This window comes from Carboxylicivirga taeanensis, assembly GCF_051851475.1.
Lineage (GTDB): Bacteria > Bacteroidota > Bacteroidia > Bacteroidales > Marinilabiliaceae > Carboxylicivirga > Carboxylicivirga taeanensis.
Genome location: NZ_JBPUSJ010000001.1, coordinates 252,843 through 278,473, shown reverse-complemented (window position 1 = coordinate 278,473; position 25,631 = coordinate 252,843). Strand labels below are relative to the sequence as shown.

General features: G+C 41.8%; 22 protein-coding genes. 4 read left to right on the top strand and 18 right to left on the bottom strand.

Annotated features, from left to right (window positions below; all coding sequences use genetic code 11):
- Positions 1-3: 3 nt before the first annotated feature.
- From ACSX1H_RS01290 to ACSX1H_RS01280, 3 genes are all read left to right on the top strand, one after another.
- The gene (locus ACSX1H_RS01290) at positions 4-1,113 is read left to right on the top strand and encodes an endonuclease/exonuclease/phosphatase family protein (RefSeq protein ID WP_439181718.1); all 1,110 of its coding nucleotides are present in this window, start codon (positions 4-6) and stop codon (positions 1,111-1,113) included.
- Between the two features lie 150 nt (positions 1,114-1,263).
- Positions 1,264-2,058: a thymidylate synthase gene (locus ACSX1H_RS01285; protein ID WP_439181717.1), complete on the top strand. Its 795-nt coding sequence runs from the start codon at positions 1,264-1,266 to the stop codon at positions 2,056-2,058.
- 47 nt (positions 2,059-2,105) lie between these two features.
- Entirely contained in the window at positions 2,106-2,597 is a 492-nt protein-coding gene (locus ACSX1H_RS01280; RefSeq protein WP_439181716.1) for a dihydrofolate reductase, read from the top strand.
- 82 nt (positions 2,598-2,679) lie between these two features.
- Here ACSX1H_RS01280 and ACSX1H_RS01275 read toward each other — a convergent pair whose 3' ends face one another.
- From ACSX1H_RS01275 to ACSX1H_RS01235, 9 genes are all read right to left on the bottom strand, one after another.
- Positions 2,680-3,693 carry a glycosyltransferase family protein gene (locus tag ACSX1H_RS01275; protein ID WP_439181715.1) on the bottom strand — a complete coding sequence of 338 codons (1,014 nt, stop codon included), beginning with the start codon at positions 3,691-3,693 and terminating at the stop codon, positions 2,680-2,682.
- Between the two features lie 5 nt (positions 3,694-3,698).
- On the bottom strand, positions 3,699-4,571 hold the full coding sequence (locus ACSX1H_RS01270; RefSeq protein ID WP_439181714.1) for a UDP-2,3-diacylglucosamine diphosphatase: 873 nt from the start codon (positions 4,569-4,571) through the stop codon (positions 3,699-3,701).
- A gap of 178 nt (positions 4,572-4,749) precedes the next feature.
- A complete protein-coding gene (locus tag ACSX1H_RS01265; RefSeq protein ID WP_439181713.1) occupies positions 4,750-5,436 on the bottom strand; it encodes a hypothetical protein in 687 nt (228 codons plus the stop codon).
- 321 nt (positions 5,437-5,757) lie between these two features.
- Complete coding sequence (locus ACSX1H_RS01260) at positions 5,758-7,098, bottom strand: DUF58 domain-containing protein (protein ID WP_439181712.1); 1,341 nt, start codon at positions 7,096-7,098, stop codon at positions 5,758-5,760.
- A gap of 10 nt (positions 7,099-7,108) precedes the next feature.
- Complete coding sequence (locus ACSX1H_RS01255; RefSeq protein ID WP_439181711.1) at positions 7,109-8,095, bottom strand: AAA family ATPase; 987 nt, start codon at positions 8,093-8,095, stop codon at positions 7,109-7,111.
- 11 nt (positions 8,096-8,106) lie between these two features.
- Entirely contained in the window at positions 8,107-9,321 is a 1,215-nt protein-coding gene (locus ACSX1H_RS01250; protein WP_439181710.1) for a DUF4350 domain-containing protein, read from the bottom strand.
- Positions 9,321-10,061 carry a hypothetical protein gene (locus ACSX1H_RS01245; RefSeq protein WP_439181709.1) on the bottom strand — a complete coding sequence of 247 codons (741 nt, stop codon included), beginning with the start codon at positions 10,059-10,061 and terminating at the stop codon, positions 9,321-9,323. Before ACSX1H_RS01245 ends, ACSX1H_RS01250 begins: the two co-directional genes overlap by 1 nt.
- A 5-nt stretch (positions 10,062-10,066) precedes the next feature.
- On the bottom strand, positions 10,067-10,951 hold the full coding sequence (locus ACSX1H_RS01240) for a hypothetical protein (RefSeq protein ID WP_439181708.1): 885 nt from the start codon (positions 10,949-10,951) through the stop codon (positions 10,067-10,069).
- The gene (locus tag ACSX1H_RS01235; RefSeq protein WP_439181707.1) at positions 10,944-11,912 is read right to left on the bottom strand and encodes a stage II sporulation protein M; all 969 of its coding nucleotides are present in this window, start codon (positions 11,910-11,912) and stop codon (positions 10,944-10,946) included. The genes ACSX1H_RS01240 and ACSX1H_RS01235 overlap by 8 nt, the downstream gene beginning before the upstream one ends.
- A gap of 114 nt (positions 11,913-12,026) precedes the next feature.
- Here ACSX1H_RS01235 and ACSX1H_RS01230 point away from each other — a divergent pair, with 114 nt between their 5' ends.
- Positions 12,027-12,755, top strand: coding sequence for an RDD family protein (locus tag ACSX1H_RS01230; RefSeq protein ID WP_439181706.1), 729 nt, complete (start codon positions 12,027-12,029; stop codon positions 12,753-12,755).
- Between the two features lie 42 nt (positions 12,756-12,797).
- On the opposite strand, the gene ACSX1H_RS01225 is transcribed toward ACSX1H_RS01230, so the two are convergent.
- The 9 genes from ACSX1H_RS01225 to ACSX1H_RS01185 form a co-directional block, all read right to left on the bottom strand.
- Positions 12,798-13,502: a zinc metallopeptidase gene (locus tag ACSX1H_RS01225; protein WP_439181705.1), complete on the bottom strand. Its 705-nt coding sequence runs from the start codon at positions 13,500-13,502 to the stop codon at positions 12,798-12,800.
- A 47-nt stretch (positions 13,503-13,549) separates the two neighbouring features.
- Positions 13,550-17,338, bottom strand: a complete 3,789-nt coding sequence (locus ACSX1H_RS01220) for a sensor histidine kinase (protein WP_439181704.1) — start codon at positions 17,336-17,338, stop codon at positions 13,550-13,552.
- 107 nt (positions 17,339-17,445) lie between these two features.
- Positions 17,446-18,948, bottom strand: coding sequence for an MBOAT family O-acyltransferase (locus ACSX1H_RS01215; protein ID WP_439181703.1), 1,503 nt, complete (start codon positions 18,946-18,948; stop codon positions 17,446-17,448).
- Positions 18,933-20,363: a GDSL-type esterase/lipase family protein gene (locus ACSX1H_RS01210; protein WP_439181702.1), complete on the bottom strand. Its 1,431-nt coding sequence runs from the start codon at positions 20,361-20,363 to the stop codon at positions 18,933-18,935. The genes ACSX1H_RS01215 and ACSX1H_RS01210 overlap by 16 nt, the downstream gene beginning before the upstream one ends.
- A gap of 109 nt (positions 20,364-20,472) precedes the next feature.
- Positions 20,473-22,017 (bottom strand): lytic transglycosylase domain-containing protein, encoded by a 1,545-nt coding sequence (locus tag ACSX1H_RS01205; protein ID WP_439181701.1) that lies wholly within the window; start codon positions 22,015-22,017, stop codon positions 20,473-20,475.
- Between the two features lie 9 nt (positions 22,018-22,026).
- The gene (locus ACSX1H_RS01200; RefSeq protein ID WP_439181700.1) at positions 22,027-22,683 is read right to left on the bottom strand and encodes a DUF5683 domain-containing protein; all 657 of its coding nucleotides are present in this window, start codon (positions 22,681-22,683) and stop codon (positions 22,027-22,029) included.
- A 27-nt stretch (positions 22,684-22,710) separates the two neighbouring features.
- Positions 22,711-23,595 carry a ParB/RepB/Spo0J family partition protein gene (locus tag ACSX1H_RS01195; RefSeq protein ID WP_439181699.1) on the bottom strand — a complete coding sequence of 295 codons (885 nt, stop codon included), beginning with the start codon at positions 23,593-23,595 and terminating at the stop codon, positions 22,711-22,713.
- A 52-nt stretch (positions 23,596-23,647) separates the two neighbouring features.
- A complete protein-coding gene (locus ACSX1H_RS01190) occupies positions 23,648-24,427 on the bottom strand; it encodes a ParA family protein (protein WP_439181698.1) in 780 nt (259 codons plus the stop codon).
- Between the two features lie 134 nt (positions 24,428-24,561).
- Positions 24,562-25,560, bottom strand: a complete 999-nt coding sequence (locus tag ACSX1H_RS01185) for a bifunctional heptose 7-phosphate kinase/heptose 1-phosphate adenyltransferase (RefSeq protein ID WP_439181697.1) — start codon at positions 25,558-25,560, stop codon at positions 24,562-24,564.
- Between the last annotated feature and the right edge of the window lie 71 nt (positions 25,561-25,631).

Sequence of the window (25,631 nt, the reverse complement as noted above, 5' to 3'; positions counted from 1 at the left end):
ATTTTGTTACGACGTTTTTTCAAATCAGTAGTTACAATTATCAGCCTGATTGCTTCGGGTATATTGTTGTTTTCGGTACTAACCGCTTATATTAGTCCGGAGCATATGTCTGTATTGGCTTTAGTGGGATATATATTTCCCATGCTGTGGCTGCTCAATTTTGCCCTGTTTGCTTTCTGGTTGATTAAAAGACGTTGGCAGTTTTTATTGCCCCTGATGGCTATTCTTATCTCCTGGGGCCATTGGCAGCATACTTTCCAATGGCAAGGTGCCCAAAAAGAGCGACAAGAACTGCAGATGCCGCTCAAGGTGATGAGCTTTAACGTGCGCATGTTCGACTATTATCAGTGGATTGGGGAAGAAACCAATGAGAAAATATTTGATTTTATCCGAAAAGAGAACCCCGATGTGCTGTGTTTACAGGAGTTTTTCACTTCTTCATCCAATAAGGCCTATTCAGAACACTATATTCTGCGTCGACTTAATCAGTTTAGGTATAGGCATATAGAGTATCTGTCGGGTGGCAAAGGGAAACGCAATTTCGGACTGGTTACGTTTAGTAAGTATCCCATTGTTGAAAAGTACAGTCTAAAGTTTGAGCAGTCAAATAACTTTAGCATCTATTCGGATATCATGGTCAATGAACACCGTATTCGTGTGTTTAATAATCATCTCGAATCCATTAAGTTTGATCGGCGACAGCTAAATTTTTTAGATAGTCTCAATTACCAGAATAAAGAGGAACGTAACGAGAACATCAAAGCCATCAGAACCAAGCTAAGTAAGGCTTTTGAGAACAGAGCCATACAGTCGAAAACCTTGGGACGCTTTATCAATAATTCGCCTTATCCACCCATTGTGTGTGGCGATTTTAATGATACTCCGGTGTCCTATGTTTACCGCATGATGGGAAGCACCCTGAAGGATGCCTTTGTGGAGTCGGGACATGGGTTTGGGGGAACGTACAATGGGCCACTGCCCTCGTTTCGGATTGATTTTATTTTTCATGATAAGCGCTTTAACTCCTATGACTTTCAGCGGATGAAAGTTGATTTATCGGATCATTACCCTATTGCCACCACGCTTGAGTTGCAGCCCGTGAAGTTAAAATAAGTGGTCACCGATTAAGGGCTTATCTCTCGAATTATCTATTTTTACATTCAAAATGGTTGGTAAATGAGAGGCTGTCTTTAGTTGCTTATTGCAGATATTCCTTAAGGGACTGAAGATTAGTGCGTTTAGCCAATAAAAAACGAGTAAATTATGAAGCAGTATTTGAGCCTGTTGGACAGGGTTTTAGAGGAAGGATATAAGAAGGAAGATCGCACCGGTACTGGCACCATTAGTGTGTTTGGTCACCAGATGCGTTTCGATTTGAGTGAAGGGTTTCCACTGCTAACAACCAAAAAATTACACCTTAAATCAATTATACACGAGTTGCTTTGGTTCCTTAAGGGCAGCACAAATGTGAAGTACCTTCAGGATAATGGCGTCCGTATATGGAATGAATGGGCAAAAGAGGACGGAGAGCTGGGGCCTGTTTATGGCTATCAGTGGCGCTCGTGGCCCAATTACAGAGGTGGACACATCGATCAGATCAAAGAGGTTATCGAGAGCATTAAGACCAATCCTAATTCCAGACGACATATTGTAAGCGCCTGGAATGTGGCGGCCATTGATGATATGCAACTGCCTCCCTGCCATATTCTTTTTCAGTTTTATGTGGCCGATGGAAAGTTAAGCTGTCAGTTGTATCAGCGCAGTGCCGATATCTTTTTAGGTGTACCGTTTAATATTGCTTCATATGCCATTTTAACCATGATGGTGGCGCAGGTTTGCGGATTGAAACCTGGTACTTTTGTTCATACCCTTGGTGACGCACATATTTACCTGAACCATATTGAACAGGTAAAGCTGCAACTGACACGCGAGCCAAAGACATTACCGCAGCTGCGTATCAATCCCGAGCGTCAATCAATTGATGAGTTTGTTTATGAAGATTTTGAGTTACTTCATTATGATGCTCATCCGCACATCAAAGGTGCAATATCGGTTTGATGGCATTGGTGCAAGCAAGTTATTCACTGAAAAAATTATTCTAGAAGATGATACTTTCCATGATTGTTGCCATTGACCAAAACAATGGGATTGGTAAAGGCGATGACCAGCTGGCTTATATTTCAGCCGACTTAAAGCGGTTTAAAGCGTTAACAACCGGGCATACCATTCTTATGGGGCGGAAAACTTTTGAAGCCTTGCCCAAAGGTGCTTTGCCCAATCGACGTAATGTGGTGATTAGTCGTCAGCCAGGTTATTCAGCTCATGGGGCCGAGGTGGTTCACTCAATTGAGGAGGCCATGGCACTTTGTAAAAATGATGAGAAAGTGTTTGTGATTGGTGGTGGTGAAATTTACAAAAGCTTTCTGCCTGTTACACAGGAATTATTTTTAACGGTGATCAAACATGCCTTTGATGAGGCAACTGTTTTTTTTCCAGCAATTAAGGAGGAGGATTGGTCATTGGTGCAGGAGGAAGGTCCCTTTGTGGATGAGAAGACCCAACTTACCTATTTCTACCAAAACCTCGAAAGGCGGTAGTTCACTGGTGCAATGTTTTTGCTTTTAACCATTTAGAGTCTGTCAGGTATAGGAGATGGATACTTTTGCCTGTAGTCTTTGGCTAGTACATGGCTAATTGCGGATAGGCAGAAACCGTGTGATTGACGATTAAATCTTCAATTACATCTGCCAGGTTATCAGGGTAGTTAATCTGGATGGATTTACCAGCACTGATCCAATGTTGAATTTTATCAGTTTGCGTTGATAAACCGGTCAAACAGGTCACACCCATATCTGCCAAAAAAGCCGCATTGCAGTGTTGCTCATATTGACCTTTCATTGGGATAACACATAGTTTTTTTCCAAGATACAAAGCTTCGGCAGGCGTTTCAAAGCCCGCGTTGCAGAGCACTCCCCTGCAGCTTAACAGACTCTTTGTAAATTTGTCTTTATTAACGGGTTGGATAGAGATTTGGTCTACTTTGTAAGCTTCATTGGTGTGCTTTGAGTAAACCTGCCACTTCGTGTTTTTGAATTGCGAAAGAGCTTGAACTATCTTATCGTCAGAGTAGGACGGTAAATAAACAGTATAATGCCCGTTGTCGATATTCTTGGCCCACCTGATATCATCCCGGATGATTGGTGTGGACACCCTGTTGCCGATACTTCGGAAATGAAAGCCCTGAGCAATTGATACAGGCGCATAGTTTTTTAATATGGCTTTCCCAATAATATCTACCGTTGGCGGCTGTGGAGCTTTGGGATGTAATACTGCACTTTGGTGACTCATGCCCACGCATTTAATATTTCGCAGTTTACAGGCCCAGGCACTCACCGGTTCAAAATCATTTACAACCAAATCGTATCGATGAACAGGAAGGGCCAATATTTCTTTTATGAGTTGATAAGGGCGAAACCGGAACAGTGTTTTTTTAAGGTCGACTCCACCTTGCTGACCAAAGATAAAGCTGAGTCCATGGAAGCGATACTTAACTTTCCAAGGTAGCTTAATATCACACTGTGTGCCACTAATTAAAATATCCACTTCACCGTATTTTTTCATGTGTCCGATTACCTCAAAAGCTCTGGATATATGTCCATTTCCTGTTCCCTGTATAGCGTATAAAAACTTCATAATACTTAGCTATTTATAATATCACTGACCATGGTTTGGAAGAGTACTTTGTGGTTTGGCACAAGCATATCGTCGCTAACAATATTGCTGTTGTTGTATGCATTGGAATTCTCATTGGGCATGTTAAAGTAGTGCAGGTGCCAGTCGCTATTGTAATATTCGAGGGCGGTCATGTTTTCAACCCAGTCGCCAGAGTTCAGGTAGCAAACGCTGCCGAGCTCATTGCTGATGGTTTTTTTCTCGGGCCAATGGATGTGACCGCATATGGCAAAGTCATAACCTTTTTGAATGGCCAGATTGGCAACGGTTCGTTCAAAGGAAGAGGTGAGGGTATTTTTACCTTTCTTGATGGACTTTTTAATATCGCGGGATAAGGAAATCTTCTTGAGATTTAATAAGGCCAGAAGAGCATTGGTGGCTCGATTGATGAGTGTAAGAATGCCATAGCCTGTTGCTCCAAGTTTTGCCAGCCATTTCGAATGGTGCATAAACATGTCAAAAACGTCTCCATGGAATAGCCACGTTTTTTTGCCGTCCAATTCCAGTTCGAGCTTGTTAACAATACTCAAATTGCCAAGTTTAAGGCCAGACAGACGTCGCAGGTGTTCATCGTGGTTACCCGTAATGTAATAAACGTGGGTCCCTTTCTCCATCATTTTAATTATCTGACGAATTACTTTTAAATGTGATGTGGGAAAATAGGATTTCGAAAATTGCCAGATATCAATAATATCTCCATTTAAAATGAGGATGGGTGTGGAGATGCTGTTCAGATAGGTAACAATTGCTTCAGCTTTGCATCCGAAGGTGCCCAGGTGGGTGTCCGATATGACTACAGCATCAGCCTGGCGCAAAATTTTGTGTTTGTCTTTATTCATTATCAAGCATAAATTATTTGACAATGATAAGGGCTTTGTAATAAGCCTGTGTTAAGCCATTGAGAAGTTAAAGGTAAGTATAGAGGCCGGCAACAGCTGTTTTTATCGCCTAGGTAATATTTGCTTAATAAAAAAGTCGCCTGAATGGGGCGACTTTATCACGTTATATTTTTTATATTCAGATAGCCATTGGTTTAATTCCTGATTTACGGCCGTAAAGCATTTTTTGCCAATAACTGTACAAGTCTAGTTGGCCATTTCTTGAGGTGCCTTCTGTTTGAACCAGTTGGCTCCTAAGTGCCAGAACTACTGAGCTGATAAAACTACTCATTCCATTACACACCATATAGGCCACATTAAGCTCATGAACATCATAAAGATCCATTGGGTGGCGGCGACAATGTACAATTAATTTAATTGAGGTTTTATTGAGTTCTGTAGCCAGTCGCCGTATGGTTTCTTTACACCCGGGCGTATTTACATCGCAAGAGATAAGAATGTGTGAATAGTTATGTGTTTGCTGGTAGGCTGATAGCAGGGCTTCCAATTCGTTGTCAGATGCCGGTAATTGCACTAATGTGCTGTTGACGCCATACAGGTGACAAAGTTTTTGAATGTGTAAATCATCAGATTGGTTGGCCACCACCAGAATATCTTTATCAAAAGGAATAGCTGATGAGATGACTGTTTCCAGTGCAAATTCACGCGTTCGTTTGAAGCAGATGGTTTCGTAACCCGTGAGGTAGAAATCTTCGGGATTCATGTGGTTCTTAGTCATTAACGAGATTAACTCCCTGTTAACAACATCGTCTAGCTCGATTTTCTCAGGAAAACCGGAGGGGGTTGAATTAATTACTCGCATCATCTTGCTTCTTCTTTAGGGTGCTACATGTGTGCAAAGTTAGTGTTGGCTTCCGTTGTCCGGTTAAGGGCAAATTAGCGCTACGTTAATCTTTCATTAATAGGACAAATAGCCTTTGTTACTCACGTATAAAGTTAGATGCTTTTTCTTACTAAAAGCTAGCGATACAGGTACTTTAGCTCCTTAGTTTTTACGCGCTAAGCACTGAAAATCAGCTGTTCGTCAAAATAGAGAATAAAAGTAGTAATTAGTGGCGCTTAACAGAAATAACCATGATGACCAGTGAACGACTTTATGCGTACTAGCTGTATTATTTCGGATGCATTAAATGTAACCTCGCGCTTTGAGTTCCAGGTATTTATTAATGGTTTCTACCGTTAGGTTTTCAGGTGCCGTTAGCACAGAATGGATGCCATAGCGTTCGAGTTCCAAAACGATGCGCTTTTTATCGTAAGCAAATTTTTCGGCAATGGTTTTAATATAAATGCCTTCCATATCCGTTGCTTTCGAAGTGGTTAACTGCTTGAGTTCGGTGTTCTCAAAAAAGATGATTACAAGCATGTGATCATTGGCCAGTTTTTGCAGCATGGGCAGCTGGCGTTTGGCTGCATTTAAGCTTTCGTAGTTGGTGTACAGGACTAAAAGGCTGCGCTGATGAACTTTTCGACGGATGGCTGTATACAATGCTTCCATGCTTTGTTCTTCAAACATGGTTTTTTGATTGTACAGGGCCTCCATAACAATTTGCATTTGCTTGCTGTTGCGCTGAGGCGGCACCATGGTTCTAACCTTGCTATTAAAGGTAATTAAACCTGCCTTGTCCTGTTTGAGCATTGCAATTTTTGAAAGCACCAATGAGGCATTAATAGCATAGTCGAGCAGTGTCATGCCTTCAAAAGGCATTTTCATGGTGCGTCCCATGTCAATAATGGAAATAACCTGCTGGGATTTCTCATCCTGATATTGGTTGACCATCAGACTGCTTCGGCGGGCGGTTGCTTTCCAATTAATGGTGCGGTAATCATCGCCTTTGGTGTATTCACGTATCTGGTCAAATTCCATTTGATGACCAATGCGTCTGATCTTCTTTATCCCCACATCGGTCAAGCGGTTGGAAATTGCCATCATTTCAAATTGGCGCATTTCTTTGAAGGCCGGATACACTTTTACGGTTTGTTTGTGTCCAAATTGCAAACGTCGTTCAATCAGTTTGAGTGGCGATGTAACAAACACGTTTAAAGTACCAAAAGTGTATTCGCCGCGTTCTGTAGGCTTCAGGCTATAGGTGATGTCTTTGCTTTTGCCTGATTCGAGCTTGAGGCGAATGCTAAAGTCGCGTTTCTGAAATTGGTGAGGTATTTCATCCAACACATTGATGGCTACCGGGAACGGAAAATGATTTGTCAGAGAAATGCTCACCTGGTTGTTATCGCCGTTAGAGAAGCGTTCTTCAATACTTCTATGGGCGATAAAATGCTCTTTAGGTTTTACAAAAAGGAGAAGCATCTCAATGATGATTAGCAGAATAAGCAGGCCAAGTGCAATTAGTCCGAATTGGAAAAAGAGTGCACCGAACTGTCCCATAGCCAGCAGAAAAACAACAGTTCCTGTGGCATAGTAAAACAGGTGAGTGAAATAGGCGTGGTTTCTTATTCTGAATCTCATTGATAAAGGCTTAGCGTGGTACTTCCACAGAATCAACTATTTGTTGGATGATTACTTCAGGTTTAACTCCTTCCATTTCCTTTTCAGGCGTTAGAATAACGCGGTGGTTGAGCACCGGATTAATAACAAACTTAATGTCATCGGGCGTCACAAAATCGCGGCCGTCAAGGGCGGCGAAGGCTTTGGAGGCCATTAAAACTGCCAGCGAGGCCCGCGGACTGCCACCCAGAAATAAAGCGCCGTGAGTTCTGGTTTTATCAACAATTTGAGCAATGTAACGTAGCAAATCGTTTTCCACTATCACTTTTGCGGCCATTTCCTGGTACTTAATAATTTCCTCACCGCTTACCACTGAGTTGATTTGGCTCAGGGCATCCTTCTCTTGTCTGTTTTGTGCATTGGTTAAAATAGAGACTTCCTGATCGAGGCTAGGGTAGTCAATTTTAATTTTGAAAAGAAAGCGGTCGAGCTGCGCTTCGGGCAAGCGGTAGGTTCCTTCGTGTTCAACCGGGTTTTGTGTGGCCATTACCAAAAAAGGCGGTGCCATCACCCGTGTTGTCCCATCAATGGTAACCTGGCGCTCTTCCATCACCTCAAACAGAGCTGCCTGTGTTTTGGCCGGGGCACGGTTTATTTCATCAATGAGAACGAGGTTTGAAAAGATAGGGCCCTTATTGAATTCAAATTCCGATTTACCCGTGTTGAACACCATGGTTCCCAGTACGTCAGATGGCATCAGGTCGGGTGTGAACTGTATTCTTGAAAAATCAGATGACACAGATTTTGCCAGTAGCTTTGCCATCATGGTTTTGGCAACACCCGGAACGCCTTCTATCAGCACGTGGCCGTTGGCAATAACAGCCGTGAGTAATAAGTCAAGAATTTTTTCTTGTCCAACAATCACTTTATTGATCTCTGCCCGAATTCGAAAGGCAGAATGATTTAATTCTTCCAGTGGTAGCCTGTTTTCAAAGGGTGTTTGCGTCTGTTGGTCCATATCTCTGTTATTTATTGACACTGTTCATAAAAAAACTCGATTCGCCTGTTAAATTGCTCCAGGTCTTCTTCGCTTATGCGTTGCATGTTGTTCAGGTTCCTGCCCAGCTCAAACAGCTGCTTAACGGCTCTGATTGGGATAGTCGATTTTTCAGCCAACTGTTGATAGAGTTCCTCATTCATGGCTGAGGTATCGATATAATACCTGGTTCGGATAAACTCTTGCAGGTAGCTAAAGCGTTTTTTAGCAATATCTAAATGGTTTTTTCTACTAAAATAGAGGCGCCCAATTGTTTCTATAAACGTAATGGTGCTGTTTACGGGTGGCTTGATGATTGGGATAGCCCTCTGTCGGCGGGCTGATTCAAACAAAAAGAATATCAGGATGCCAATAAGCAATACATACCAGGCCATTTTTAATGGGGTTCGGTCGAGTATAAAGCTTAATATTGAACGTTGACCGGCAGTTTCTGAGCCGCTCACCAGGTATTTGTATTTATAGTGCTCATCCCAAACAGTTGCTTGTGCAGGCAGGTAAGATAAACACTTAAAGGCGTACTCGTAGTTGTCGTTCGTAAGCAGGTTATAGTTGGTAAATGCTTGTGGGTTGAGGTTAACGAAAACATGTCCATTCCCATGCTTTATCTTAACAAAGTTGGTTTTTCCCAGGTTATTAAAGCCGAGTACAGTTGTTTGCAATGAGTCGTAATGGGTAAAGTAGTTATTCGTAATGGCTTTCTTATACCAATAGCCCAAGTGCGTTCTAAGTTTTCGGTTAGACAGGTTAAAGCTGATTGAATCATTGCTAATATGGCCCGTTCCGTAGCGTTCTTGATAATCGATGTTGAATAGTTGCTTAATGGTATCGGATATAGAGCTGGCTGCCAAAAAAATGTTATTGCCTTGTTGCAGCAAATCAGTTAGCTTATCAATGTCAGCCTCATCAGGCTTAAACTCATTATTGATAACAATGAGGTTGGTTGATGCCGTTTTTGGCTCAGAAAAGAACTGAGCAAATGTTCCGTGGGAGGTTTTTATTGTTTCCTTTTTAAACGCCACAGGTAATAGCTCAAAAAGCAGTTTGCTGCCAAATGGCTTGGTATCCTGCTTCGAGAAGCTGAACGACCAATCAATTGGCTTTGGCGAATTGGCCAGTACAATTACTACTAGTAAAACCAGTGTAATTGCACCTGCTATAAACACCCTATTTGAAGAGGAACCATTCATTAACTTACTTTTTTATTTGGAACTAAGTCCTTCATAAACTGGTCAAAATTCGTTTGTATCTTTAAAAATTCCTGCTCATTAATATTAAACTTACCAAACCAAACATATTCATATTGCTTGATTAAGTTCAGGAAATTACTTTTAACCTGTTGATTATCTACTTCATAGTAATATTCCCTATCTGTTTTAAAAGCATTCAGGCGGATGTAGCTATTTCTATGCAAGGCCTTCAGACAGAGTAAAAACAGTGTGCGGGTAGCTTCGCGGTAGGCATGGTGATTAACAAAGGTTTTTAACATCTTTTCCAGTTCTTCATCGTCAATGGCCGTATTGTTTAATGCAAACTCCAGCTGGGTTACTTTTGTCGATTTTGAGAAAATAAACAGGCCTTTAATCGGAATACCAAATAGTTTAACGATGATGAACACAAGTGCGGCCACCCCCATTAGCAGAAGAATCCAGCCGATGAGACTTAGGTCTCCACTGCCATAACGAAGAAGTGAAAACAGCCACCTGACAAATTTCTGCCACCAGCTAAGTAAATCGGTGTTAGTACTGTATTGGTAATCTGTCTGGGCTTTGTAGTGGTTAATGGTATCATTTGTCGGACAGCGGTAGTCCACAAGGCTGTTATCCCAGGCTTCAACAGTACTTACCTTTTGGGTGCTGTCTATCTGTGCATCGATTTTTATTCCGATGCAGACTATAAGAATGATTACCAGATACCCTACTTTGCCCATTTTGCTTAATTCAGGTTGTTAGTGGGCGGTGTTGTTTCTTCCCCAATTTGATTGATGCGATCCATAATAGTCGATGAATTGTCGGTTTCATTAAGACTGAAGTATTGCAGACCGGTTACTATGTAAACGAACGAACGCAGGTAAATGCCCACAACAATTAGGAGAATATAAGATATGGTAATGAACGACATATTCACCTGGCTCCAGTCGCCCGCCTGAAGTAGTGTTGGAAGTTTAAACTGCATATAAAATTGAAGGGGTAAACTGATGACACTTCCTGCAATGCCCACAATTAAGGAGGCAACAATGAGCACACCAAATGTTTGCCACCAATGGTTTCTGATTACCTGAAAACAGCGATTAAAATTTTTCGAAAGGCCCTTATCTTCAATAAACAGAATTGGGAAAATTAATGTCAGGATAATTGCAAAGTATATGCCCGGAATGATGAAGAACAGAAGACCCACAGTTATTAGCAAACTGATAACAATTGAATAACCAATTATAGGGAAGAATTTTCTTGTGATTTGCTGTCCTATTTCGGCAGGCATGAAGTTGTCTTTCCCTTTCTCGTGGTACATTTTCAAATACCCATAGCTGGTTGCCATTACAATTATTTGTACAATAAGGGCCAACAGAATGAACACAAACATTGGAATGAGCAGGCCGATGATACTGGAAGCATCTGGAGAATTAACGATACTGCCAAAATGGCCATTTGTTAATTGCACCGCCATGTATACCAGCATCGCAATCATTATCACCATTGGAATACCGGTGTACGTAAGCAAGGTTGTTATGAAACGCTTGTTCTCCTGTTTAAAAAATTGAAAAGCAGCATTAATCACGCCGCTAAAATCTCTGCGTTTTGCAAGTTTAATTTCAGTCATTTGCTTTAAATTTTTTCTGTACAATGGCCGGATAAATAAAGAAATACCAAACAATAAGTAACATTGATGCGGCGATGATTATAATATTTAGCCAGTGATCAATACTATTGTAGTGCCGGGTAACAAAACTTTCCAGAAGGCCGGCAATAAAAAATACAATGGTGATTGGAATCATTACTTTAACCCCTTTAATAGCACCATAAATAAAAGACTCTTTGCGTGGGTAGGTGCCCGGGAATAAAACATATTTGCCCAACATAATGCCGGCTCCACCCGCCAGCACAATGGCCGAAAGCTCCAACGTGCCATGTATCATGATGGCATAAGTAGACACGCCCAATAAGTTCTTTTGATAAAAAAAAGTTTGAAATGCCCCAACCATCACTCCATTATAAAAGAGACGGTAGATGGCGCCCAGAGGCGTTAAAAAGCCGTAGAGAAATACTTCCCAGGCCACATTTATATTATTGAATATGATGTAAAACGCCATTGGAAACTCACCAATTTGACCATATACAGCCATCGGATCGCCTTTTTCAATATTATCCAGTGTCATGTTTACATAGGTATCACCTAAAATGATGCGCACAAACTCAATATCGGCCAATGAGGAGGCAACGCCCAGCGCCCATGAAGCCATAAACACAATCAATGAAATAATAAAATAGGGGCGTGCTGAGTATAAAATAAGAGGGAGCTCTGTTTTAAAAAATGCCGGGATGCGATTCCCTTTCTCTCTTTTATTACGATAAATTTCCTGATGCGTCTTTTGTGACAGACTGTTCAAATAGGTCAAGGTGTGTGAGCCAGGGTAGAAGGTGCGGGCAAAGGCCAGATCGTCAGTTAATTGAATAAATTGATCGGCCAGTCTGTCTGGATTAACAGCAGAGGGTTTTTTTAACTGTTTTTCAAATTGTTCCCAGCGCGCTTTGTTTCGACTAATAAAAGTAATTTCCTTCATTGGGGTAGGCTATGACCATTGCGAATAAATAAATTTTTCTGCACATAAAAAACTTATTTTGCTAATTTTGGTCTGCCTATTATATAAACTTATCAACTTTTTGCAACACTGGATATGGAGAATATCAGTATATCAACCACCCAAAACGTAAATATCGATTATCAGTTAGCCAGTGTCGGCGATCGCATTTTTGCTTACATTCTTGATGGAGTTATACAATTCTTTTATATCGTAATTCTTTTATTGGTGCTTGTTGCAGGCCTGGAAATTAAGGATTGGTGGTTGAGCCTGTTTTTTTTACCAATCGTATTTTATCATCTGCTGTGCGAAGCGTTTTTAAATGGACAGAGCTTTGGTAAAATGTTGTTTAAGATAAGGGTGGCCAAAATCAACGGCGGAGAACTTCGCTTCATTGATTGCTTCTTGCGGTGGCTGTTTCGACTGGTAGACTTTAACCTGCCAATTGGAGGTGTTTTAGTCGGTTTATTGACCATTGTTATTGGAGGTAAGGGGCAGCGAATAGGCGATTTGGTTGCTAAAACAACGGTTATAAAAATAAACCCTAAAGGTAGTCTTGCGGCAACAGCCTATGTTGAGGTGGAGGCAGATTATGTACCTAAATATCCTGAAGTCAGTGTCTTATCTGATGTGGATATGCAAACCATTAAAGAGGTGTTAACGATTGCCTCACGCGATAATTCGTATACCAGTGTTGGAGCGCCGCATCCTTTGGTGCTAAAAACCAAGGACGTGGTTGCAAAAAAGATGAAGATTGAGACGGAACAGCCCTCGAAAGAGTTTCTGGAGACAATATTGAAAGACTATAACTATTACCATCGGTAAAAAAAGGCGGGAGTTGTTTTACTCCCGCCTTTTATTTTGTATTTAATCTCGGTTACCTACAAACAACATTACGTAGTATAGTAAGGTGGCCAGCGCCGACAAGGCAGCTACAACATAAGTGTAAGCAGCCCATTTTAAAGCATCTTTGGCTTTACCGTGTGTGTCTTGTGTGGTAATACCTGCTGTGTTTAGCCAGGCCAAAGCCCTGCGACTGGCATCAATTTCTACTGGTAGTGTGATAAAGGCAAATAGGGTAAAAATTGAATAACAGGCGATAATAATCTGAAGAGCCAGGTTATAGCTTACTAGTCCCGGTAGGGCAAAGGCACCTACAAAAAGTGCTATAAACATAAAGTTTAACACCTTTGCGCTGACGTTTTGTAAGGGCACCAAAGCTGATCTGAACTCTAGAAAGGCATAGCTGTTGGCATGCTGAATAGCGTGACCGGTTTCGTGAGCCGCTACTGCTGCCGATGCCACACTGCGTCCGTTATATACTTCCGGGCTCAGGTTAACAGTTCTGTTAGCCGGATTGTAGTGGTCACTTAGCTGTCCCTGAACACAATTGATTTGAACATTCATTAAGCCATTCTGACGCAGCATCTTTTCTGCTACCTCTTTGCCTGTCATTCCAAAATTAATCGGAACCTGTGAATAGGCTTTGAATTTGCTTTTTAAACGCGAGCTGACGATCCAGCTCAACACCATAAAAAACAAGAAAATGATTAATAAACTCGATGAAATCATAGTTGCTATTTTTAGTGGCAAGATACATCAAAAAGTTTGCCAATTTTTTATTTTGGCAGCGTAACATTAAATGTTGTGCCTTGACCTAAGGTACTGATACATTCTATGGTTCCATCAATATTATCAATGTACCGCTTAACGATGTAAAGGCCTAAACCTGAAGATGGTTTATTGCTCTTGTTTTCGCTTGACAGTTTTGTGAATTTGGTAAATAGGTTCGGGATGTCCGCTTCTTTAATGCCGGGTCCCTCATCGCTTAACCCAATAATTATTTGCTCTTGCACTGTTTTAACCGAAAGCGTTATAGCCGATTCTACAGGGGAGAACTTGATGGCATTTGAGAGTAAGTTGGATATTATTTTTTCCAGTATGGTGTAATCACTTTCAATAATTTCTTCTTTGGCTTCCCAGTTAATGCTGATTTCTTTTTCTTCCAGTAGCTGGGAGTATTGAGTAACCACTTCCTTCATGAGGGCTACTATTGAGAATTTTGATTTGTTAATCACAAATTCGCCACTCTCCAGGCGTTTAATTTCGCTTACCTGGTTAACCATTTCTTTGATTTGCCACAAGGCATCAAAAACAAACTGCAAGGCTTCGTCTTTTTCGCCATCAGCAATATCATCTTCGTTTTTAATGCTATTAATAAGAGATACTGACGATGTTATGGGGCGTTCAATTTCTTTTGTAAATAGCGATATTAAGTGATTATTTTCTTGATTGAGGCGATCCATGTCAGCTTGCTGACTCAGGATGAGCTGATTCTGTTCAAAAGCATTTCTATTTACCTCTTCGAGCGATTGGCGTTGTTTTTCCAGTTCACTAAAAGCTCTGGCGTTTTCCAATGCAATGCTGGTGTACATGCTAATGTTACGCATAAAGTTCAGGTGGTAGGCTGTGTAAGCTTTTTTATCTGCACTTTGCACGGTTATCACACCAAAGGGGCCATTGCTCACTTTTAAAGGGATGTAAATAATTGATTGACTGCTGATGTCACCTGGCACTGGTCTGATCTCCTGAACGTAGTTTTTATACTCTTTTTCAAAGTCGTTGATAAATATTTCTTTATCATTGACCAAAGCGTGTATAGACAGGCGTTCAACATCGTCCAGAGGAAATGTCAGAAATGGCATTCGTTCACCATTTAGTATCACGTTTCTAAAATCAAGTGAATTGCTTTCCTGGTTATACAGGCCAACGCCAAATAAATAGGTATCCATTATTTTACTGGCAGCCTGGTAAACCAAGGAGAAAATGTTGTCGGTTGACAGGTTAGCAGTTAGAATGCGGCCTATTTCTGTTAGCTCCTCCAGATCTGTCAGTGCATTGGTTATGGACTGAGCTTGTTTTTCAATCTTTATGTTCTGGTTTTTGAGCTGTTCATTCTGCTTCGATATTTCCTTTTTTTGCTCGGATATTTCTTTGGTTTTAGCGGCAATCAATGTTTCCAGCTCGAAGCGCATTGTTTTTGTGCGCTGTTTCCAGGCAATGACAAAAGCAGCGATTAAGCCAATAATCAATAAAATAATAAACGTTCGGAATGTGGCGGTGCGATACCATTCCGGATGAATGCTAAACTGATAAATGGCGCCTTCATCATTCCATATGTTACTGTTATTGGCGGCAATGACCCGAAAGGTATAGTCGCCCGAAGGTAGCGAAGGATAGGCAACAGAGTTGCTGTTTCCTTCCACCCATTCTGTTTCAATGGGTTCGAGTCGCCATCTGTATTTTATCTTTTCAGGCACCGAATAGCACAGTGCATCAAATTCGAATGAAATATTATTATCTGTACTCGACAATGCCAACCTGTTTGGGATACCAAACCAGGGAACAATCGAATCGTAAGCAGTTTTGTAGGTGTCGGACAGCCAGTTGGGTTGTTTATAAGATAGCTCAATATCACGGATAAAGATATTGGGAGCTAAAAAGTTGGTGCGCTTTTCTGCAGGGTTGTAACGAATGGCACCTTTAATCGTTCCAAACCACAGGTGACCATCCTTATCGAGCAGGTTGGCTGTTCCATTATTTTCTATGCCGATGAAACCATCGTATTTATCGTAGTGTGTTACGCCGAGCACTTTGCCCGAGGAGGTAAGGGACAGCTTATCAATTCCGTTTTGTGCTCCGGCAAAAATATTGCCGTCTTGATCGGCTATGATCGAGTAAATGTTATCAGAAGACAGGCCTTTGGTGGTATCAAAAACAATCCAGTTCTCTCCATCAAAACGGATTAAGCCACTGGTGAATGTTGCAAACCAAATATTTCCCACCTTATCTTCAGCACTTTGTATTATATAGGATGATGCAATGTCTTGACCTTCCAAAAATTGTTTAAAGGCTCCCTTCTCGTAGAGTGTGACGCCTCTTCCTGTTGACAGCCACAGGCGATTTTTACTATCGGATAACAGGTGAAAAATATTGTTATCCTGCATATTGGTATTGTTGGTGTTGTAATACGTTGCCTTTCCCTGGTAGCTTTTTATCAGGCCATCGTTAAAGGTTGAAAAGAAGAAGGTATCTTTCTGCATGACAATGTCACTAATGCGATGTCGATCGGTAAATCCGTAGCGTTTATCGACGGGATAAACGGATGAACCGTCAAACTCCCACAATCCATTCATGGTAGCCAATAAAATTTGTCCGCCGGGAAGTTCAAAAAACTCTTTGATAGCATGCAGTTCAGGTAGTTCCTGTTTGGTATAGCTTGTAATCGTCTTGTTACTTAAGGTACTAAACCCACCTTCTCCGTCGGCAAAGTAGTAGGTGCCTTTCGAATCCTGATAGATGCTTCTGATGATGTCATCTGTGAGGCCGTTGCTCCTGTTAAGGGAAACAAACAGATCGCCACTGTACCTTACCAGTCCGGCTCCCAAGGTACCCAGCCATATATTTCCTTCTGCATCCTGGTGGATATTGAATACCATGTTGATGGGCAGGCCATTATCTTTATTAAAGATGCGCCAGCCTTCTTTTTTTCGGAATTGCATTATACCTCCGTTCTCTATTATAAACCAATAGGTACCTTCTCTATCCTGAAAACCTTTGTAGATGATTGAATTCTCAACCTCTTTTGGGAATGGAACTATTTTGTCCCCCTTACCATCAATATGGCGAACTAATTGCTGGGAACCATCCTCGTGCAACAGGTTTATCCACAGTTGCTTACTGCGGTCTCTGAAAAGAGGCAATCTGGCCCAATCTTCACCTTCTGTAATAAGACCATTATCGTAAGGAACAAATGTGTCGGCTTTTAATACCAGTAGCTGTTCGTGTGTGGCAATCAGTAGCTCATTTTTATCATCAGCCATTATTGTATAAATGGGACCATAGCGCTCAAGCTGTTCTTTATAGGTGCTTGTGATATCAGTTACAGTGCTGTGTCTAATTTTGTATAATCGGCGCTCACCAGAAATCAAATTTGCTAAACACCAGATGGTGCCATCCTGCGTTTCGGTAAAGGTAACATCAATGGTAAACATGGCTGTATCGGATTCGATAATCGGGTGATAGTCGATCCCATCATAGCGCTGGATGCCTTTCGAAGAGGCAATCCATAGGTGATAGTCGCGGTCGTGAAGAACTCCCAGGATAATATTGTCCAGGAGGCCATTTTTTTTGGTGAATACTTCAAAGTTTTTACCGTTGAAGCGGCAGAGACCACCGCCGTTTGTTCCCAACCATAAGTAGCCAAACTGATCTTCTGTCATTGAGGTGACCTCAGACTGTGGCAGGCCCTCTTCGAGCGAATATTGTTCGAAATGAAAGTGCTGTGCTTCGCTTAGCGAAGAAATCAGCCAGCATGCTAATATTGCTAATAATAGCGGTTGCTTCATAAGATTGTAATTACTTGATAAATATACCGTTTTACCATTAGCATAACAAATGACTTTTGATAAACATTCTTAGGAATGAGAAAATCCTTTCATGTTTATTTTGGGTATTAAAAGCGGAAGTATATAAATGGCATTAAGGTACTTTGGTGAAGTGAGTAAATTAGGTAAAGCACCAACGCAATGCTGGCTATTTTTACCCATACCGGCCATCTAATAAATCTTATTTTTAGTCGTATTCTAAATCTGTCGGGGAGCCAATGTAAAACAAAGCCCCCAACTATGAGCGAATAAGTATATGGGGTTGTGAATATTGCGTGGGTAATGGTATTACTTTGAAAAGCATAGGCGATTCGTTCGAAGAGGAGTTGGGCATTCATAAGTGAGTCAACTCTAAAAATAACCCATGTTGCACTCACAAAATTAAAGGTAAGGAACCAGCCAAGTAGGGTAATGATGCTGTTTCGTTTTGCAAATAATTTGCTTAATAAGCGGTTAGCAATCAGTCCTAGGCCATGCAGGGCTCCCCATACAATAAATTTCAGTGCTGCCCCGTGCCATAGTCCACCTAAAAGCATGGTAATCAATAAATTTAGTGAGGTTCGTAAAGAGCCTTTGCGGTTGCCGCCCAATGGGATGTACAAGTAGTCTCTTAACCAAGTAGACAGGCTGATGTGCCAACGGTGCCAGAATTCACTTATTGAGGTGGCTTTGTAGGGGTGATTAAAGTTTTTGGGCAGGCGAAAACCTAATAGCAGTGCCACGCCTAAGGCAATATCCGTGTAGCCCGAAAAATCACAGTAGATCTGCAGCGAATAGCCGTAAATAGCGGAAAGGATTTCAAATCCTGAATAGGCCGTTGGGTGTTCAAAGACGCGATCGATGAAATTGATCGAGATAAAATCGGAGATGAACATCTTCTTGAATAGTCCGCCAGTTATCAAAAGTATTGACCACCAAATCCATTTTTCAGACAGAACCACTTGCTGGTATATTTGCGGAATAAAGTGCTTAGCCCTAACTATTGGACCCGCTATTAACTGCGGAAAGAATGAAACATAAAAGCCGAAATCAACAATGTTCTTAACGGGTTTTAGCTCTCTTCGATAGATATCAATGGTGTAACTAATTGTTTGGAAGGTAAAGAATGATATTCCAACCGGAAGCGTAATCTGATCTATGCCAAAAGAGGTGCCCATCAGTTGGTTGGCTGCTGCTGCCAGGTAATCGTAAGTATTTATGGGGGTCTGCTTAATCTGCTCAATGATGTCTACTATGAAGTAGGTGTATTTAAAATAAGCAAGTACCGAGAGGTTGATGAAAATGCTTATGCCTACAAGTAGTTGACGTGCTGCTTTCTGAGAGGTTTTATTAAGGGCAATTCCTATGCTGTAGTCCACGCAGGTGGAAAGTATCAATAGGCTAAAAAAGTAGCCGCCGGTTTTGAAATAGAAAAACAAGCTGGCTAAAAACAGGAAAGCGATGCGCAGGCTCCGCTTGCTTTTTAATAAAAGGTTGGCAAGCAGTATGATGCCAAAAAACACCCAGAACGCCCGGTGCGTGAACAAGAATATGTCAGACTGTCCTGCTAATTGCTTTAATAACTCTGCCATAGTGTATCTGCTTGAGTTAGTAAACAAGTGTCTGTTGCTTCGAATTTATCAAACTGGTGCCACAAGGCATTGGTAATTAGCTCAGCCGCCTTCTGACCGCCTGTACGCGACAAGTGAATATAGTCGGTTAGCGCCCATGGAGGTGTTTTGTCGGCCCATTCGATAATGGATCCTTCACCACCCATTGCATTGTATAAATCGAAGAACGCAAATTCGTATTGGAGGGCCAGAGCTTTTTGGGCCTCATTGATGCGGGGCAGATGATCGTAAGATTGAATTTGGCCATCAGTCGCCTGTGCTGCATCGCTTATGCCAACTACCAATACCGGTACGTTTGGCAGATACTCCTTGATTAGTTCAAATTGACGGCTTAGTTGGATCTGGTAAAATCGGTAGTTGGGAGCTATGGTAGGAATCATATTTGTGCCAAACTGAAAGATAATCAGTTCAATGTTGAGCTGTTCTCCCATGGCCTTGTATAAATCGCCGCTGGTTCGGTGTAACAACGGTGTGCTTTGTCCTCTAAGCGCTATGTTATCAACTGATACCCCGGCAAGGCTGTCGAGAGCGCACCCAAGAATGTTAATATCGCTATTGCTAAATAATTCGAATCTGATAGCAGGAGATAGCTGTTCAAATTCCCAGTTTATTTCCGTTAAGTCTTCGGATGGTTGTAATGAGTCATTAATAATTTCCACTCCACTAATCTGGCCTTTTATACTTATCGTATCTACGTGAGGGGCAATAAACAGGCGCACTTTTTGGTAGTAAGAGGCATGCTTTTCGGCCCACCTGGAGGAGCTGATTTTAAACTCTCCTCGTGTGTTTGCTTTCAGAACGGCTGCCTGCCCCATTAAACCATAGTCTTGGCTAGTCAGTTGTGAGCGCCTATCATAGATGTTGCACATTTGCCAGTTGCCTTTACTTTCAACCCAAACCGATGGGTTAATATGAACCGGATCAAATACCGCTGTTAACCCGGGCCCACTTCCCCCAAAACGTTTTTGAAATGTTTCTCTGAGGTAGGCGGTAATCCGGTCACCCTCAATTTGTGAATCGCCGTAGTGAAGTATACGAAGGTGCTTACTATTTGCTGAAACGCTTTTCAACTGCTCGTATAAGCAGCCTAGTTGCTTTAAAAAAGCGGGAGGGCAACTCAGGTAATGGTTTGTGGTAACCGTATCTTTTAGTTGGAGGTGGTCTGTTGATTTAAGGGTGTCCGTCTCAGTCAGGCTGGTGTCTTGTGCTTCACTTTGTACTAGCAGTGAGCTGTCAATATCAGTGATGATGAGTTCTTCGTGCTCAGCGATTTGCCAGTTTGATGGTTGAAATGGAAACGGGAAGAAGTGGATTAAGGCCACTACCACAGCACCAATTAATACATAATATATAAAGGTGCGAAGTTGTTGGCTCATTGGTGCTTGTTGTTTCTCTGAAAATAGAAAATATCTTTGAATATAACGAACAAGGGTGAATATTACTGTTTCTGAAATATTCACCCCTTTTAAAAGTTTCTGTATGCTTTTAAGATTTTGGTCTGATTTTTAATTTCTGACCGATCCATAACTTTGATGACTCTGTCAGGCCATTTAACTCCATCAGGTCTTTGTTGGAAATGCCGCTATATCTGCGGGCAATTGTCCAAAGATTATCCCCCGACCTAACCGTGTAATATTCGTAGTTGCCATCTACAGGCTCATTCTTTTTTGTACTTGCAGAATTAGCGGGAACGGTTTTGCTGCTTAGTTGCTGTTTATCAGTATACGACATGTCGTTAATGCGGCTGTAATATTCTGTTTTGTTCTTTGGTACATACACTCGCAGCTTTTGTCCCACCCGAATCATGTTACGGCGGATGTTATTCCAATAGCGCAAATCGGAGGTACGCACATCATACCAGTCTGCAATAAGACCTACCGCGTCACCCGATTTTACGGTGTAATAAACAGTTGCTTTGTTTTTAGGTGTATCGGGCGAGTAGGCTGTGTATTGCGGTTTAACCGTTGTTTTTCCATTTACAAAGTAGGTTTCGCGCTTGTGCAAATAAACAGAATCTTCGACGGCTGCAAAATTCGATGCATCCGCAATTGCCAGGCGTAACGCGTAGTCATCACCTGCTGGTATCAAATCTTTTCTGTATTGCGGATTCAGGCTTCTCAGGTAATCTACTTTGACATTCAGCATATCAGCAACCTGTTTAAAGTGCAATGGCTGTTTTATCGATATGGTGTCGGTTGCCAAAGGCAGACTATTGGGATTAGCATGCAGATTGTGTTCTTTGGCATACATAAAAGTATAGGTAGCTGCAATAAAGGCCGGTACATAGCCACGTGTTTCGCGGGGTAGGTGATAGTATATTTTCCAAAAGTCGCGATGCCCGCCGGAGCGGCGAATGGCTTTATTGACATTGCCCGGGCCGCAGTTGTAGGCGGCAATTACTAAAAACCAGTCTTTATAAATGGCGTATAAATCGTCCAAAAATGCAATGGCGGCCACTGTCGATTTGTATGGGTCTCTTCGTTCGTCCACATAAGAGTTAATGGTGAGGCCATACTGCTTGCCTGTGTAGTACATAAACTGCCATAAGCCTGAGGCGCCAGCTCTTGAGTAAGCTCGCGGATTCAAAGCGGATTCGATGATGGGCAGGTATTTTAGTTCCATTGGCATTTGTCTGGCATCCAGCTCTTGCTCAAACATGGGGAAGTAGTACTCCGATAAGCCAAGCATGTTCTTAACCAGTTCGCGACGGCGAATGGTGTAGAGCTCTATATGGCTTTTAACAATGGAGTTATAAGTGTACGGCATTGGCGAACTGATGTCGGCAATGCGTTTAATGTAAACAGAGTCGGGGATTTGACTCACCACTTCGTCCGATGGTAACGTGTCCAATACCAGATTGTTGTGTGCCTTATTGATGTACCATTGGTTTAACAGGCTGTCTAAACATTCCTCCAAGTATGGGGGTGTTTCTTCTAACAGAGTAATTGAATCTCTTTTATCTTGTGCGTTTGCAACTATTCCAACAATCATCATAATGGTCAATAAGACCAGCTCTTTCACCTTCTGCATAAGAAATTCTTAAAAATTAAATTGTAATTGTAGTCCGACGCCCGCAAAATCACCGGGTACAGGTGGCATCATTGAGGGCTGCACCTGCATGGATAAATCGTCGCTGATATCGAAGTTGTAGAAATGGGCATCTACTGCTGCATCTACTATTTGCAGCACATATATGCCAACCATACCAATATAGCTTAAATCGCGGTAGCGACGATAGTATTGTTTTTTGCTGTTGAGCGCCTCTTTGAACCATTGTTCATGCTCACCATATATCTGACCTTCAGTCATGGTGGGGGGCAAAAACTCCAGATAGCTTTTGTTGCCGGGGTCGCGAATAATGAAATCCCGATAGGCCGCTTTATACTTCTTATAGTATTTGCTGTTAAAATGGATGGCATAGCCCACGCCGCCAATACCGGCATATAAAATTGGGATTTTCCAGTACTTTTTATTGTAGGCCTGTCCTAAACCCGGCAGGATGGCTGAGTAAAATGAGGCTTTGTGGGGCGAATGCTTTTTTTCTATAACAGGCGCATTAACAACAGTACCCTGCAGCACAGCGGTATCTCCTTGTGTTACAAAAGCCTCTGTTTTTTGGGCCTTAAGCGATACCGATAAGGTGATAAACGCCAGCAGACACCACAGCCAGTTATTGTATTTTTTTGTTGTGGTCACTTGTTTTACTTTCAGGCAAAATTGCAATTATTTTGCTTTATCCAGAATGCTAATAATTTTTTCCAAGTCATCGTCAGACGTAAAGGGAATTACGATTTTTCCTTTCCCATTATCTGTTCGAGAGAATTGGATGTTCGTTCTAAAGAACGTAGACAATTGAGATTTCAATGCCTCGTACTCTTCGGGTAGATTTTTTTTCGTTTTGGAAGGTTTTTTGCTTTCAGTGCCATTATTCAGGTCGCGCACCATCTGCTCTACTTTTCTTACAGAAAGGTCGTTTTTGATGGTTTCTTCAAAAATCATCAGTTGGGCATTCGGATCTTCAACACTAATTATGGCACGGGCATGCCCCATGCCGATCTGTTTTTCAACCAGGCCCAGTTGTACTTCTGCTGGCAGTTTTAACAGGCGCAGATAGTTGGCGATGGTGGAACGTTTTTTTCCAACCCGCTCCGACATGCTTTCCTGGGTTAGTTTGCATTCTTCAATCAGGCGTTGATAACTGATGGCCACTTCAATGGGATCCAAATCTTCGCGCTGAATGTTTTCCACCAGTGCCATTTCGAGCATGGTGTCATCATCAGCTGTGCGAATGTAAGCTGGTATTTTAGTCAGACCAGCTAATTTGGAGGCTCTGTAGCGGCGCTCACCAGCTATTAACTGGTATTTATCCGGGCCAATCTTACGCAGTGTAAGGGGCTGAACAATACCAATTTGCTTAATCGATTCCGACAGCTCGTTTAAACGCTCTTGGTCGAATTTAGTACGTGGCTGCCAGGGATTAACTTCAATTTTGTCAATATCAATTTCATTAATTGATGCAGCAGGCTTTGTTTCTCTTTTATGAGTCACATCATCGGCGTTTTCAATTAAAGCGCCCAATCCACGTCCTAAAGCGTTCTTTCTTGCCATCTTTCAAAAATCGTTATGTTCTGATATAAAAATATATGCGTCCGAAAAGAGCTTATTTCTTTTCAGCCAAATTGTTCTTTTTCAATAATTCGCGCGCTAAATTCAGGTAATTAATGGCTCCTTTTGAAGTGGCGTCATACATTACAACGGCTTTTCCATAACTAGGTGCTTCACTTAACTTAATATTACGCGATACCAAGGTTTTAAACACCATGTCCTGGAAGTGACGCTGTACCTCTTCTACCACCTGATTCGATAAGTTAAGGCGAGAGTCGTACATGGTGAGCAGGAATCCTTCAATCTCCAGCTCCGGATTTAAACGACTCTGGATGATTTTTATTGTGTTCAACAGTTTTCCTAATCCTTCCAAAGCAAAGTATTCACATTGTACCGGAATGATTACCGAATCGGCTGCAGTTAAGGCATTAACCGTTATTAATCCCAACGATGGAGAGCAATCAATTAAGATAAAGTCATACTGGTCGCGCACTTGTTCCAGTACTTTGCTCAATACTTTCTCTCTGTCAGGGAGGTTCAACATCTCAATTTCGGCACCAACTAAATCGATGTGCGATGGTAATACGTGCAGGTGTTCAATTTCGGTTTGCAGCGTTGCTTCTTTAGCACTGGTCCCATCAACAATACACTCGTAAATGCTGTTTTCAACCTCTCTTAAATCAAAACCAAGACCGGAAGTGGCATTGGCCTGTGGATCCGCATCAACAATAAGTACTTTGTATTCTAAAACAGCCAGACTTGCAGCCAGGTTGATTGCTGTTGTTGTTTTTCCAACTCCTCCTTTTTGATTTGCCAGAGCAATGATTTTCGCCATATTAAGGTGTTTTTTAGTGTTGAAGTTAAGGGCTACAAAATGGTTATTTTATTCTGAAAAGCCAAAGTTAAAATTTTCTCAAATATATAGTCTCGCTACGATTAAAAATTCATGATGTTTCACTTTTCCGCTGATTAGTTCGTCAATTTTTCAAGGCATTCATCCAAAAGTTCTTGTTTATCAATAGGAACCACTCCGGAGTGCTCACAGACTAAACCACCTGCCATGTTGGCTATAGCTGCTACCTGTTTTTCCTCCAGGCCAGCTGAAAGACAAAGGGCACTGACACTGATTACCGTGTCTCCTGCACCCGAAACATCTGCTATATCGCGCACCTCGGCCGGAATAAAATGATGCCTGTCGTCGCTTAAAATCATCACGCCTTTCTCGGCCATGGTCAGCATAAAGTTTCTGATGTGCTGCTCTTTGGCAAATTGCTGAGCAGCTTTTAATAAGCCCTCCTGGTTGTTGCTGTTAACATCAACATTGGCCCCTTCCTTAAATTCTTTCAGGTTGGGCTTAAAGAATGTGACACCTTTATAGGCGGCGAAGTTACGTTTTTTTGGATCAACTAATGTTGGAATGCCTTTATTTTTCGCTATTCGCACAGTTTCTGTAATGGTAGAAGGTGTTAGCACGCCTTTATCATAGTCTTCAAAAATGATGGCATCTATTTTATAGGTGTTCAGCAAATCTTCAATGTGGGCCTGTAGTTTTGTCGATAGTGTTTCCTCCAGTGGCTGGTTCTCCTCCTCGTCGATGCGGAGCAGGTGCTGGTTTTGGCTGATGATGCGGGTTTTGACAGTTGTTTTACGCTTACCCGATGAGATAATGCCGTTTGAAGGCAGTTGATTAGTTTTGAGTAACTGCTTAAAAATGTCACCAGCTGAATCATTGCCTATAACCGAACACATGATGGGTTTGGCCCCCAGGGATTGTATGTTGAGAGCTACGTTGGCAGCTCCACCCAAACGATTTTCACGGCCGGTAGTGGCTATAATGGGAACAGGTGCTTCCGGCGAAATACGGTTTACACTGCCCCATAGGTATGAGTCGACCATTACATCACCAATAATTAAGATGTGCATCTTATCAAATGCATCAAAAACCTGAGTAAGCTCCTTTCTAGTCATCCGTATGAAATTTGCGGCTAAGATAAGAAATAGTCGCTGTTGTAAAAAGTAGATGATCATTGGCATTGTTT